Here is a 12,868-nt window from a genome sequence, read left to right on the forward strand (position 1 = left end):
TTTTCATTTCAGCCGGGCTCGGCCGATTTAAAACTCTTCCCAATTCTCCTGCGCAGGTGCTGCGCTGCCGGAAAAGGCGCGGATCACCTGCCCTGCCACCCTGCGGGCCGGCGATGCCACCGGCCGGGAGTAGTGTCCGGCCTCCACTGCCCGGGGGGCGCTCGTCTGTTGCCCGACCCGGAACTGGCCAAGCAGCGAGAACAGAGCTTCCGCTTCGCGGGCCAGACTGTGGCTGGCGGCCGTCGATTGCTCGACCATCGCCGCATTCTGCTGTGTGCCCTGGTCCATGGCATTGACCGACTGGTTGATCTCCTTCAACCCGGTCGCTTGCTCGCGTGCGCCTTCGACGATGGCGACGACGTTGGTATTGATCTCCTGGACCTGCTTGACGATCTCTTCCAGTGCCTTGCCGGTTTCGCCGACCAGCGAAACACCGCTTTTCACCTGTTCACCCGACGTGTTGATCAGCGCCTTGATTTCCTTGGCTGCCTTGGCTGAGCGCTGGGCCAGTTCGCGCACTTCCTGGGCAACGACCGCGAACCCCTTGCCGGCATCACCGGCGCGGGCTGCCTCCACCCCGGCGTTCAGCGCCAGAAGATTGGTCTGGAAGGCGATATCGTCGATGACGCCTATAATGTTGGAGATTTCGCGCGACGAACTCTCGATTTCACCCATCGCCGTGATGGCGTTGCGGACCACAGCACCCGACCGTTCCGCATTGGCGCGCGTCGCGGCAACCAGATGACCGGCCTCCTCCGCCCTGCGGCTGGAATCGGCGACGGTCGTGGTAATCTGCTCAAGTGCCGCAGCTGTCTCCTCGACGGAGGCAGCCTGCTGCTCTGTCCGCTTCGACAGATCGTCGGCTGCGGAGCGGATTTCCGTCGAGCCGGCCGCGATTGCCTGGGCATTGGAACCAACGGAATGCATCGCTGACCGCAACTTGCCCACCGCGTCGTTGAAGTCGTGGCGGACTTTTTCCATCGTCGGAACGAAAGGCTTGTCGAGGGTCTGTGTCAGATCACCATCAGCCAGACCCTTCAGGGCCTTTGCCAACGTACCGACGGCGCCCATGCGCTCGGTCACATCGGTCGCGAACTTTACGACCTTGAAGACCTTTCCCTTGTCGTCAACGATGGGGTTGTAGGCCGCCTGGATCCAGATTTCCTTGCCGCCCTTGCCGAAGCGCAGGAACTCGCCCGCAGTGAACTGACCGCGTCCGAGCCCCTCCCAGAACTGCCGGTACTCCTCCGTCTGCACATAAGTAGGGTCGCAGAACATCCGGTGATGCCTGCCCTGAATTTCTTGCAGCTGATAACCCAGCGCTCCGCAGAAGTTTTCGTTGGCGGTGATGATCTCGCCGGTCGGGGTGAATTCGATCACCGCCTGCGAACGGGAGACGGCATTCAGCTTGCCGGCATCTTCCAAGGCCTTCTGCCTGACAGCTGTGATATCGGTTGCGAATTTCACCACCTTATAGGGTTTGCCACCACGGAAAACCGGGTTGTAGGAGGCCTCGATCCAAATCTCGCGACCGCTCTTGGTAATGCGCTTGTACTGTTGCCGGTCGAATTCGCCGCGGCCGAGCCGCCCCCAGAATTCGCGGTATTCCACACTGTTCGCTTCGGCTGGATCAACGAAAATCCGATGATGCTTGCCCTTGATCTCGGCAAGCTCATAGCCCAAAGCCGCGCAGAAATTGGCATTGGCGTTGAGGATATTGCCGCTGAGATAGAATTCGATAATCGCCTGTGACTTGTGCATCGCAGCCAGAACAGCTGCGGTATCGCCACCAAAACGTGGGAAAAGCCTGCTCATACAACGCCTCCTTCGGCATCTATTCGATTTTCATGCGCCATTTGGGCGCAACAAAGAGCACACGCTTCGGCCGGTCAAAACCGCGAATGCCCCTGTATTTCAATATCTGTTGTGGCCGTGGGTCCTGGCTTTGGCGAGCGCTGTACCTCGGAAAGAAGCCACCGCGCCGGTCAGGATTTTTTGAAAAAGACATGCCGGTCTTCCCGGCTTGTGCATGAGCATCATGCTCGAACATTCTAATATTCGAATGCACACTACAACTATTAGTATAATTACTAAAATAAGAATTAATAAGCCGAGTAATTTTTAAGCATAAGGATTTCCGCCATCATCCTCTATGGTGGACCTCTCCATAAACAACTCCGCAATTAATCAATTGTTTTTATTTTATTTTTTGAAGATTTTTCGGAAAATATTCCGGGCTAAAAGTCGCCTTTAGGATCGGCCTCTCGGCGAACTCCCCGTTCGCAAAAACACCACTAAACGTCACAATCTTTAATTGATTTCGCACATTATCATATTCGACACACGCGACGAATGCCGAATTTGCAATCGCTGCGAAAGGAGCGCGTGCAGGTATTGCCCGCGCTCCTTTCCAGATCAGCGTTCCGCGTAAATACCGTAAAGGATCGGCATCAAGCCGACCAGCGCCTCAAAGCGGGCAAAGGACTTTTGCTCCGGCAATGTCCAACCGGTTTCGGCAAGCGCCGAAAGACGTGGGAAGACCAGCCGGTCGAACACACCGCGATCCGTCATCGGTTCCGACCAGATGCAGCATTGCACGCCGGACAAGCGCTTCTTCTGCTCTTCACTCCAGCCTTCAATGGGATCGAACGTGTAAAGTTTTTCCGGATCGGACCAGCCGGCCCAGCTGGCACCCGGCTCCGACCATGCCTGGCTGTTGGCCATGTCGAGATAATAGACCTGGCCGGGGCAAACGACCATGTCGTAGCCCTCGCCTGCCAAGGCCGCAGATGCTTCGACCGTCCGCCAACCGAACAGCAGCGACTTTTTCTTGTCGATGACGTTGCCATGGGCCGCCTCCTGCCAGCCGCCGGTGATGCAGCCGCGCGAGGCGAGAAAGGCCTGGATACGCGCCAGGAACTCCGCCTGCAGCACCGCAGCACCCGATCCGTCGATCTCGTCTGCACCATGCGTGTTGGTGACGACGTTCAGCCGCGCGGCATGCGCAGTTGCCATCGCTCCGCCGCTGACGTCGCGCAAGCGCGCCAGGGCTTCGGGCGAGCCCGACCATGCCCCGAGCGGCACTTCGTCGGCGCCGATATGAATGATCTTGGATGGAAACAGCTCGATCAGTTCGTCGAAGATCGTCTCAAGAACACGGTAGGTTTCCTCTCGCGCCGGATTGATGCAATTGTCCGGGAAACCTTGCACTGAGAAATAACTGCCCTTTTCCTGCGGATCGCGAAGTTCCGGGATCGCCTGTAACATCGCATAGCAATGTCCGGGCACATCGATTTCCGGCACCACCTCAATGCCGAGCCCGCCGGCAAGCGCCACGATCTGGCGAATAGCCGCTTTGGTATAATAACCGCCGGTCACCTGTGGGCCGGAGCCCAGAAGCGGCGGGATTTTCAGACCGTGACCGCGCCACGCGCCGATCTCCGTCAGGGCCGGATAGGCATCGATCTCGACGCGCCATGCCTCGTCGTCTGAGAGGTGCCAATGGAACCGGTTCAGCTTGTTCCAGGCCATGATGCGCAGGAACTGCTCGATTTCCGCCGTGCCGTAAAACTGCCGCGCGACATCGAGATGCACGCCACGCCAGCCGAGCGCCGGCGCGTCGGTGATCTCGCCGGATGCCGGAAACAGGAAGGTCTCCGGATGAAGCCGCGAGCCGCGAAGGATCTGCCCAAGCGTGATCAATCCATAGAGGAAACCCGCTCGCGCGTTTGCGCAAACCGTCACCCCGGATGTTGAAAACTTGATGTCATATGCCTCCGGCGCCAAGCCAGCGACTGAGGCAAACGAGACTGGAAACCCGCCTTCGGCTACAGGACGGACAATACCTTCGACAGGAAACAGGCTGTCCACAAGCGCCTTGAATGCCCCGGCAGCAGCCGCTGCGTCACCATCCTCGGCATGCAGCGCAAGTCCGGCGGGAGGGTCCAGCTGGCCGGAAACCGAGACGGCACTTGGCCATGGCACAACGGAAACCGCTACCGGCGCAACCTTCGGAACCGGATAAACAACAGCACCGCGCGTCAAAGCCGCATTGTCGCCCTTGGCTCGCGTCGGAGCGACGCTGACCGGCACCGTATTGTTGTCGGCAAGCACGACATAACCGGCATTGGCACCATCGGTCCAATGCTTCGGATGATAGCTCATGCCATGCGCCTTGATGGTCCAGGTCTCGCCGGGCTGGAGCACGAAGCCTTCTAGCGGTGCGAATTCCGAATGGTTCGACAGCCGCTTCAACAATCTGCCGCCCTCGACCGTTGCTTCCGGGTCGATGCGGGCCGGGCCGGACACGCAAAGTTTGAAATCGGCCAGCGGCTGATCGGTGTTGTTGGTCAAGGTCAGTGTGTAAACGGGATTTTCATCCTGCCCCGCAGGCACCCAGAATGTTTCCAGCTGATATTTGGTCTTGCTTGCAATCGTCATCTTGTCCTCCAGAAAACTGTCATTCGGCGCTGGTGAGCAGCCCCGCGTAAACGCCGGGCGCGGAGTTCGGGATCGGCGCAGCACCCACCGTCCGCTCGTAAAACGCCGATGGCCCGACATCGCCGATAATGGCGTAGCCGTATCCCATCACTTTCAAATCCAGCAGACTGGCGAGAAGCAGGGCATGGCCGATGCCTTCGCCGCGTGCCGCCTCATCCACGCCCGTTGGTCCGAAAAAGCCGCGGGCGATCGATTCATGGCAGGCAAAGCCGATCAGCTTTTGCGCCCGCGTCGCAAGAAAACAGGTCGGCGGCTGGCGGGCAAAAGCCACGGCAGTTTCGCTTGCCCATCCCGATCCGAACTTTTCTCGCACCCAGCCGGTGACCAGTTCAAGTTCCGGCGCAAGCGCCCGCCTGATGCTGACACCGGCCTTTTCCATGCGCGCATCGAGTTCCGGAACCGGCTTAACCAGGGAAAGATTGACCAGATAATCCATATGTTGAACCCTGTGTGATTAGGTTTGGGATGGGCGAGCGCACGGACGAAAACAGTTATCGCCGATCACTGCAGCCGCCTGCTCGAAAAGCTGTGGCAATATTGTGCGTGATGCGGAGCATGGCAAGATCGCTCGCCTTGATAACCACCGGGTAGCGCTGGAGGAAAAGCCAGATCAAGGCGGGAGCCCCTGCTCTTTAAGGCATCGTCAGCGCCGACGGCCCTCAAGCGTGTCCGGCCGCATCAGCCATGACGAACTCCTCCCCAGACTTCGTTGATCCAGCCATTAAGTCAATGTATTTGACTTAAACTAAGGTGAGAGTTGAACGCCTGTCAACCGGCTGGCTCGCACCATCACCGAAATCAAGGCACCGCAAACAACAGTTGCGAGTGCGTCCGAACGCGCAAAAAACCAAATTTACCTTAAGTTAAGAAAGTCCTAATTTCACCTATTACGATAGTGACTTCCAGCTTATATTCGCTCAAATTGCATGAAGGAAAGAATAACCACACGCAACAAGAGGAGCGCGGCATATGTCCACCCTGCAAATCGAGATGCTGGTTTATGGTGCCATCGCCTTGCTCTATCTGGCGCCGACTTATATCGAGGGTGAAAGAACCGGCGGCCAGTGGTCGCCCCACCGCGTAGCAGGCCTGGTCTTCTGCTTCTTCTGGCCTTTGCTGACCGTCGTGCTGATCTGTAAGGCCGCATCCGCGAACTCAAAACCAACATTTGTTTTTGTCGATCACCCAGCGCCCATACGACGCAATTCCGCAAGGCGGACTCGTGATTAAGCAGTCAGATAGCGCTGCCTTCGATTTCAGGATTGCTTAACCATCAAGGCATAAGGCGAAGGCAGTCCCGGGTTTCATCAAAATCCACCAAGGATTGCACGGATTTAGACACGGACAAGTCCACGCAACGATCTACGCCGCCCTGGACGAGCCGGGAAACACGAATGAAATTGCAGTCGATGAGAGAATCGTCGCCATCGGTTGCTTACTTGCAGTTTAAATAAAAATTCAAAATTTTTCTTAAATCAATTTTTACCGTGAGACCAAATATAGGAATTTGCTTCTGAATTCTGGTCCAGATTAACACATCACGGACGCTTTTCATGCACTATCAGGCCTCTCAGGGCAAGTCGGGGATTCTGCGGCATGTGTGGATTTGGCGGGTATTTTGGAAATGGCGTCGCGCGCCATGATGCACGGCCATTGTTGCAGCGCATGGTTGCCGCGATCGCGCACCGGGGTCCGGATGAGCAGGGGATTTTCACCGCTCCCGCCGTCGGGCTCGGCCATGCACGCCTGTCGATCGTCGGCTTGGGCGATGGCCAGCAGCCGATGACGCATTCCAGCGGCAATTTCACCATCGTCTTCAACGGCGAAATTTTCAACTATGTCGAGCTGCGCGAGACGTTGAAGGCGCAGGGCCATGTGTTCCGCACCGGCAGCGACACCGAGGTCATCCTGCATCTTTACGAGCGCATGGGACCAGATTGTGTGTCCTTGCTCAACGGCGATTTTGCCTTTGCGATCTGGGACGCATCCAGGCAACGCATGGTCATTGCCCGCGACCGCATGGGCGTTCGCCCGCTCTTCTACACGACGGTCGGCAAGACCCTTTATTTCGCTTCGGAAGTGAAGGCGCTGCTCCAGGTGCCTGGCGTCGCGGCTGAGATGGACCCGCTGGCGCTGGATCAAATCTTCACGCTTTGGGCACCAATTGCACCGCGCACAGCCTTTCGCGACATATTCGAACTTGAGCCAGCGCATCTTTTGATCGCCGAGAAAAATGATGTCTCGATCAAGCATTACTGGCAGCTGCAATATCCCGACATGGGCGAGCCTGCCGTCTACACGGACGAACGCGCCGCCGCCGAGGAATTGCGCGATCTGCTGACCGATGCGACGCGTATCCGGATGCGGGCGGATGTTCCGGTTGGCTCCTATCTTTCCGGCGGCCTCGATTCGTCGATCGTCTCCGCACTGGCCGCCCCCATGGCAGCCGGCGGCCTCTCGACGTTCTCGGTCACCTTCGGCAGCGCAGAACATGACGAAAGCGCTTTCCAGCAACAGATGGCCAAGGCGCTCGGCACACATCATCACGCGGTTGCCTGCGGCGAAGGCGATATCGCCAGCGTCTTTCCCGATGTGATCCGCTTCACCGAACGCCCGGTCCTGCGCACGGCCCCGGCGCCGCTCTACCAGCTGTCCGGCCTTGTTCGCGAAAAGGGCCTGAAAGTGGTTCTGACCGGCGAAGGTGCCGACGAGGTATTTGCCGGCTACGATATTTTCAAGGAGGCACGGGTGCGCCGTTTCTGCGCCCGCCAGCCCGGCTCCCGGATCAGGCCGCACCTGTTTCGCAAGCTCTATGCCTATCTGCCCGGCCTGAAGCAGCAATCGGCCGAATATCTCGCCGCCTTCTTCGGCGCCGGCGATGACAGACCGGATGATCCGCTGTTCTCGCACCGGCCACGCCTGCGCGGAACGGCAGCCGCCAAGCTGTTCTTCTCCGGCGACCTGCGCCAAACGCTCGCAGGCTACGATGCCGCCGCAGAAATGATTTCGCTTCTGCCGCGGGACTTCGGCCGCTGGCACCCGCTGCATCAGGCGCAATGTCTCGAAAGCCGTTTCCTTTTGCCCGGCTATATCCTGTCGAGCCAGGGCGATCGCATGGCCATGGCACATGGCATCGAAGGCCGTTTCCCCTTCCTCGACCATCGCCTCGTCGAATTCGCGACGCGTCTGCCTCCTGAAATGAAGCTCAAGGGGCTTGTCGAAAAGCACATCCTGCGGGAAGGCACAAAAGACCTGCTTCCGGACTCCATCGGGCGCCGGACAAAGCAGCCCTACCGGGCACCGGACAGCCAGTCCTTCGTCGGCAAGAACGGACGGGATTACGTCCGCGATGCCTTCAGTGAACGCAGCATCGCCGAAACCGGGCTTTTCAATCCGAAAGCCGTCTCGAAACTTTACGAGAAATGCAGCGAGAAGCCGGCGTCCGGCTATCGCGACAATGTCGCCTTCGTCGGCATCCTATCAACCCAGCTCTGGCAAAACACATTTTCGGCCGCCAAGGTGCTCAGCACCAAGGCGGCTTGAGCTTTATTTGAGGAAAGACATATGACCCAGCCCTTCAAGGACAGCATCAAGGCCTTCATCATCGAGAATTTCCTGTTCGGCGACACGTCCTACGATCTTCAGGACGAGGCATCGCTGATCGAAAACGAGGTCATCGATTCCACCGGCGTTCTTGAGCTGGTCGCCTTCATCGAAGACCAGTTCGGTTTCGTCATGGCCGACGCGGATATCGTCCCGGCCAATCTCGATTCCGTGGCGCGCATCACGGCCTTCGTTGCCAGGCACGCCCAGGATCCCGCACTCAACAAGATGTCGGCCTGACAGGATCGGCCGACGGGAGACAGACGATGCGCGTCGAAGAGTTTCTGCAGAACAGCGCCCGCATCAACGGCGCAAAAACGGCTCTGGTGGCCGGCGAAAAGCGCATCACCTATGCGGAGTTCGACGCGGCTGCCGGCCGGCTGGCCTCGTCGCTTGCCGCAGGCGGGATCCTGCGCGGCGACCGCGTCCTCATCTTCATGAACAATTGCTGGGAAGCAGCGGTTTCGCTGTTTGCCATCCTGAAGGCCGGGGCCACCGCCGTGCCGGTCAATCCGTCGACCAAGGCCGACAAGCTCGCCTATATGATCAGCAACTGCGAGGCTGCGGGCATCTTGACGCAAGGCAAACTGCTGCCCGTCGTTTCAGAAGCCAGGGCAACCGAGCCAAGGCCGCTGTTCATCGCATCGACAAAATTCCGAGGGGCTGGTCCCGGTGAAGGCATTGCCGATTTCGAAACCTGCCTGGCAGCCGCCGAAACCGGTGTCGATCACCACGGCATCGACGTTGATCTGGCGCTCTTGATCTATACCTCTGGCTCGACCGGCCGCCCGAAAGGCGTGATGATGACACACCGGAATGTGGAAGCCGCCGCGACCTCGATCACCACCTATCTGGAAAACACAGCCGACGACATCATCCTGAATGTCCTGCCGCTGGCGTTCGACTATGGCCTCTACCAGTTGCTGATGTCGGTCAAACTCGGCGCGACCATCGTTCTGGAACCATCCTTCGCCTTCCCGCAGGCGATCTTCGCCCGTATCCGCGAGGAAAACGTCACCGGCTTTCCGCTGGTGCCGACCATGGCGGCGATGATCCTGCAGATGCGTGACCTCGAGCCGGACTTCCTGCCGAGCCTGCGCTACATCACCAATACTGCCGCAGCCCTGCCACCTGCCCATATCGCCCGCCTGCGCGAACTGTTTCCACGCGCGACGATCTATTCGATGTACGGGCTGACCGAATGCAAGCGCTGTACCTACCTGCCGCCCGCTGAACTCGATCGCCGCCCCGGCTCCGTCGGCATCGCCATTCCCAATACCGAAGCCTTTGTTGTCGATGACGACGGCCAGCGCGTGGCGCCCGGCGTCCCTGGCGAACTGGTGATCCGTGGCCCGCATGTGATGCAGGGTTACTGGCGCAACGACGAGGCGACCAACAAGATGCTGCGCCCCGGCCCCAACCCTTGGGAAAGGGTACTCTACACCGGTGACCTCTTCCGCACGGACGAGGAAGGGTTCCTCTATTTCGTCGGCCGCAAGGACGACATCATCAAGACCCGTGGCGAGAAAGTCGCGCCGAAGGAAGTCGAGACGGTGCTGCATGCCCATCCCGGCATTGCCGAGGCCGTCGTCATCGGCCTGCCCGATCCTGTCCTTGGCCAGGCAATCGCCGCCATTGTCGTTCTCTCCGATCCGGCTCTGACGGAACGCGAGATCATCAAACATTGCGCCGCCCATCTGGAAGACTTCATGGTTCCGCGTCTCATCGAGTTTCGCGCTGAACTGCCGAAGACGGATACCGGCAAGGTCAGCCGCAGGCTCGCCGCAGAAACACTGGAGGCTGCCGAATGAACATGCACAAAGCCGAAACCACCGCCGCATTCTCGGCAGCAACGCTAGCACTCGATCCGGCCAAGGAAACCGACAAGATCGTCGCAGCGCTGCGTGAGCAGCTGCGCGGTCCGCTGCGCAAGCGCGGTCTCGTTCTTGGTCTTTCCGGTGGCATCGACAGCAGCGTCTGCGCAGCCCTTGCCGCCCGCGCGGTCGGCGCAAAGAATGTCTATGCGCTGTTCATGCCGGAAAACGATTCCGATCCGGAAAGCCTGCGCCTTGGCCGCACCATCGCCGAAACCTTCGGCATCGACAGCGTCGTCGAGGACATCGGCCCGTCGCTGCAGGCCATGGGCTGCTACAATCGCCGCGACGCCTTCATCCGCGAACTGGTTCCGGAATACACAAGCGCCTGGGCCTCGAAAATCGTCATTTCCAATGCGCTGGAAGGCGATGGCTACAACATTTCCTACCTCGTCGTGCAGGACCCGGATGGCAAGCAGACAAAGCTGCGCATGACGCCATCGGTTTATCTCGGCATCGTCGCGGCCACCAATATGAAACAGCGCACCCGCAAGCAGCTCGAATATTTCCATGCCGACCGGCTGAACTTCGCCGTCATCGGCACGCCGAACCGGCTGGAATACGATCAGGGCTTTTTCGTCAAGAACGGCGATGGTGCTGCCGACGTCAAGCCGATCGCCCATCTCTACAAGACCCAGGTCTATCAGCTGGCCGCTTACCTTGGCGTGCCGGAAGAAATCTGCAAGCGCCTGCCGACGACCGATACCTATTCACTGCAGCAGACGCAGGAGGAGTTCTACTTCTCCCTGCCCTACGACCGGATGGATCTCTGCCTCTACGGCCTCAACAACAATCTGCCCGCAGAAACCGTTGCCGCCGCCGCCGGGTTGACCGCAGACCAAATGACACGCGTCTGGGCCGATATCGCCGCCAAGCGCAAGGCGACGCGCTACCTGCATCTTGCGCCGCAGCTGGTCGAACCAGTCAGTGAAATCGCACCGAAGTGAGACATGGGGTTTTGGAAGGCGGCGGCCGCGTCAATCGATATCGCCTGCCGCTAACCGGCTCCAGTGTTCACCGGCCAGCCCATTGAAGAACCCTTCGCCATTCTGAAAAGCCTGGAGGATCTCTGGATATTTGCTGTGGATGACGCTTGAGGCGATGTGGGTAAAGGAGATGCGCCGGCCGAGCATGGCTTTGAGAAGGGCCGGCTGGGTGCGGCCGCGCAACGCAACGAGCCCTTGTGCTGCAGCATGCGCGATCAGGCAATCGATGATCTGGCGTTCCTGGCCGGGGATCGACAGGATCTGCAGGACCCGCCCGATGCGGCCCGCATTGCCATGATAGACGAAGGCACCGGCAACGGCACCGGTCCGCGCCTCGACCTTGCAGAACACAGCCTCACCTTCTGTCCTCGTGTACTGTGCATCCTGCAGGATATATGCCAGCTGAGCATCAGGGAAATCAGGCCGAAGCCGGTATCGCGCCGTCAGCCGGGTAAAAAGCGCGGCAAACTCTTCGACAGCCACATCACTCGTCTTGAAGCTCCCCTGCCCGTTCCAGGCCGCCGGAATACCGGACCATCGCAGGTCATCGGCGCCCATGCGCCGGAGCAGGATATCATCGGTCTTGCGCGCCACCGGCCGCAAAAGACGCGCAGCGCCGATGCGGCTTGCGCCGAGCTCGGCAAAAAATCCGGCCGGCCGGATGATGCGAAGCCAGTCGAGACTGTATTGCGGCATAGCCAGCCCGCGCAGCTTCATCCACATCGAGGCCGACACCTCGCTCGCCGTCTCGCTGAACGACAGGTCTTGTGGGCCGGCGAGAAATGCTTTGAGCAGCCGCGCGCCCGCCAGCGGATCAGCCTCCCGGCCCTCGACCATCAGCGAACCGCAAATCGCTGCCCGCAATTGACGGCCTTCGAATGTCATCGGCAATCCGGTGGCGCCGACGAAACCGGTCATCTCGCCGCCGTCATTCAAATGAACGAGCGATGCGATTCCGATGTCCTGACCGGGCGCATCGAGATAGAACGACTGGAGATAGTCTGCCAGCCCCTTGCTGGCTGGAGCTTTTGCGTCGCGAAAGACACGTTGGAACATCCCCGCCAAGGCCGGGATATCGGAGCTTTGCAACGCGCGGATTTCACTCATCGGCTTTTCGGGTTCCGGCAACAGGTTCTTCGGGCAGGCTTGGTGCAGACGGGTTAGGCTTCGGACCGTTTCTGAACATAGGCGACGCGTGGAAGCCCCGCCGCATCTTCCGCAAAGGCCGCAGGCTCATACCCCCGTGCCCGGGCGAGAAGGGCCGCAGCTTGCCGGTGTTGCCCCTCACCGAACTCGAACGCAAGCCAGCCACCCGGTTTCAGGAATGCGAGCGCATCTCGAACGAGACGCTGGTGGATGGAAATACCATAGGGCCCACCATCAAAGGCCTCCCGCGGCTCGCTGTCGAGCAGATGTGCGCTGTCGCCTTCCAGGCGTTGGCTGGAGATATAGGGAGGATTGCAGACGATCAGATCGATCTTGCCCTCAAGATCCTTGTCCGAAAGTCCACCGAACAGGTCGCCCTGGATCACGCTCACACGATCGGAAAATCCGCAACGCATGGCGTTTCGCGTTGCAAGGCTCACAGTCTCGTCCGTCAAATCGCATGCCCAGAGCCGGGCTTCCGGGATGTGCGTGGCGATGGCCAGCGCCAGATTGCCGGAGCCGCAGCACATGTCGATGACAAGCGGATTTTCGACCCGTCCTTCGATCAACCCGAGCGACGTGCGGCCCAAAAGCTCGGTTTCTTCTCTTGGGACGAGCACGCCGGGAGCCAGTTCGAAATCGACCCCCATGAAACGGTGCAGCGGCGTTCCGATCCGATTGTCAAAACGTGCTTTGTCCATCACCAGCGCAACCCCAACCTGCAATCGCCAAAACCTACTGCAATCAATAGCGTAGCGA

Annotated in this window: 11 protein-coding genes; 5 read left to right on the top strand and 6 right to left on the bottom strand. The window is 59.4% G+C overall.

Annotation, left to right across the window (positions count from 1 at the left end; translation table 11 throughout):
• Positions 1 to 27 precede the first annotated feature (27 nt).
• From ACP7BS_RS21025 to ACP7BS_RS21040, 4 genes are all read right to left on the bottom strand, one after another.
• Positions 28 to 1,815 carry a methyl-accepting chemotaxis protein gene (locus ACP7BS_RS21025; RefSeq protein ID WP_426239675.1) on the bottom strand — a complete coding sequence of 596 codons (1,788 nt, stop codon included), beginning with the start codon at positions 1,813 to 1,815 and terminating at the stop codon, positions 28 to 30.
• A 19-nt stretch (positions 1,816 to 1,834) separates the two neighbouring features.
• Positions 1,835 to 2,050: a hypothetical protein gene (locus ACP7BS_RS21030; RefSeq protein ID WP_426239676.1), complete on the bottom strand. Its 216-nt coding sequence runs from the start codon at positions 2,048 to 2,050 to the stop codon at positions 1,835 to 1,837.
• Between the two features lie 365 nt (positions 2,051 to 2,415).
• Complete coding sequence (locus tag ACP7BS_RS21035; protein WP_426239677.1) at positions 2,416 to 4,440, bottom strand: beta-N-acetylhexosaminidase; 2,025 nt, start codon at positions 4,438 to 4,440, stop codon at positions 2,416 to 2,418.
• A 19-nt stretch (positions 4,441 to 4,459) separates the two neighbouring features.
• Positions 4,460 to 4,936, bottom strand: a complete 477-nt coding sequence (locus ACP7BS_RS21040; protein ID WP_426239678.1) for a GNAT family N-acetyltransferase — start codon at positions 4,934 to 4,936, stop codon at positions 4,460 to 4,462.
• Between the two features lie 533 nt (positions 4,937 to 5,469).
• Here ACP7BS_RS21040 and ACP7BS_RS21045 point away from each other — a divergent pair.
• The 5 genes from ACP7BS_RS21045 to nadE all read left to right on the top strand — a co-directional run bounded on the left by ACP7BS_RS21045 (position 5,470) and on the right by nadE (position 10,924).
• Positions 5,470 to 5,730, top strand: a complete 261-nt coding sequence (locus tag ACP7BS_RS21045; protein ID WP_426229894.1) for a hypothetical protein — start codon at positions 5,470 to 5,472, stop codon at positions 5,728 to 5,730.
• Between the two features lie 366 nt (positions 5,731 to 6,096).
• Entirely contained in the window at positions 6,097 to 8,043 is a 1,947-nt protein-coding gene (gene asnB, locus ACP7BS_RS21050; RefSeq protein WP_426239679.1) for an asparagine synthase (glutamine-hydrolyzing), read from the top strand.
• Between the two features lie 21 nt (positions 8,044 to 8,064).
• Entirely contained in the window at positions 8,065 to 8,343 is a 279-nt protein-coding gene (locus ACP7BS_RS21055; protein ID WP_426229896.1) for an acyl carrier protein, read from the top strand.
• Between the two features lie 26 nt (positions 8,344 to 8,369).
• Complete coding sequence (locus ACP7BS_RS21060) at positions 8,370 to 9,914, top strand: class I adenylate-forming enzyme family protein (RefSeq protein ID WP_426239680.1); 1,545 nt, start codon at positions 8,370 to 8,372, stop codon at positions 9,912 to 9,914.
• On the top strand, positions 9,911 to 10,924 hold the full coding sequence (nadE, locus tag ACP7BS_RS21065; RefSeq protein ID WP_426239681.1) for an NAD(+) synthase: 1,014 nt from the start codon (positions 9,911 to 9,913) through the stop codon (positions 10,922 to 10,924). Before ACP7BS_RS21060 ends, nadE begins: the two co-directional genes overlap by 4 nt.
• Positions 10,925 to 10,954: 30 nt before the next feature.
• Here nadE and ACP7BS_RS21070 read toward each other — a convergent pair whose 3' ends face one another.
• Together ACP7BS_RS21070 and ACP7BS_RS21075 are read right to left on the bottom strand one after the other, a co-directional pair.
• Positions 10,955 to 12,070 (bottom strand): hypothetical protein, encoded by a 1,116-nt coding sequence (locus tag ACP7BS_RS21070; protein ID WP_426239682.1) that lies wholly within the window; start codon positions 12,068 to 12,070, stop codon positions 10,955 to 10,957.
• 53 nt (positions 12,071 to 12,123) lie between these two features.
• Positions 12,124 to 12,810 (bottom strand): N5-glutamine methyltransferase family protein, encoded by a 687-nt coding sequence (locus ACP7BS_RS21075; RefSeq protein ID WP_426239714.1) that lies wholly within the window; start codon positions 12,808 to 12,810, stop codon positions 12,124 to 12,126.
• Between the last annotated feature and the right edge of the window lie 58 nt (positions 12,811 to 12,868).

The organism is Pararhizobium sp. DWP1-1-3, assembly GCF_049896125.1.
GTDB lineage: Bacteria > Pseudomonadota > Alphaproteobacteria > Rhizobiales > Rhizobiaceae > Pararhizobium.

What these genes read in the sequence shown, in the direction of transcription:
- ACP7BS_RS21025 (WP_426239675.1), bottom strand. Translation starts at nt 1,815, where the DNA reads ATGAGCAGGCTTTTCCCACGTTTTGGTGGCGATACCGCAGCTGTTCTG.
- ACP7BS_RS21030 (WP_426239676.1), bottom strand. Translation starts at nt 2,050, where the DNA reads ATGTTCGAGCATGATGCTCATGCACAAGCCGGGAAGACCGGCATGTCT.
- ACP7BS_RS21035 (WP_426239677.1), bottom strand. Translation starts at nt 4,440, where the DNA reads ATGACGATTGCAAGCAAGACCAAATATCAGCTGGAAACATTCTGGGTG.
- ACP7BS_RS21040 (WP_426239678.1), bottom strand. Translation starts at nt 4,936, where the DNA reads ATGGATTATCTGGTCAATCTTTCCCTGGTTAAGCCGGTTCCGGAACTC.
- ACP7BS_RS21045 (WP_426229894.1), top strand. Translation starts at nt 5,470, where the DNA reads ATGTCCACCCTGCAAATCGAGATGCTGGTTTATGGTGCCATCGCCTTG.
- asnB (WP_426239679.1), top strand. Translation starts at nt 6,097, where the DNA reads ATGTGTGGATTTGGCGGGTATTTTGGAAATGGCGTCGCGCGCCATGAT.
- ACP7BS_RS21055 (WP_426229896.1), top strand. Translation starts at nt 8,065, where the DNA reads ATGACCCAGCCCTTCAAGGACAGCATCAAGGCCTTCATCATCGAGAAT.
- ACP7BS_RS21060 (WP_426239680.1), top strand. Translation starts at nt 8,370, where the DNA reads ATGCGCGTCGAAGAGTTTCTGCAGAACAGCGCCCGCATCAACGGCGCA.
- nadE (WP_426239681.1), top strand. Translation starts at nt 9,911, where the DNA reads ATGAACATGCACAAAGCCGAAACCACCGCCGCATTCTCGGCAGCAACG.
- ACP7BS_RS21070 (WP_426239682.1), bottom strand. Translation starts at nt 12,070, where the DNA reads ATGAGTGAAATCCGCGCGTTGCAAAGCTCCGATATCCCGGCCTTGGCG.
- ACP7BS_RS21075 (WP_426239714.1), bottom strand. Translation starts at nt 12,810, where the DNA reads ATGGACAAAGCACGTTTTGACAATCGGATCGGAACGCCGCTGCACCGT.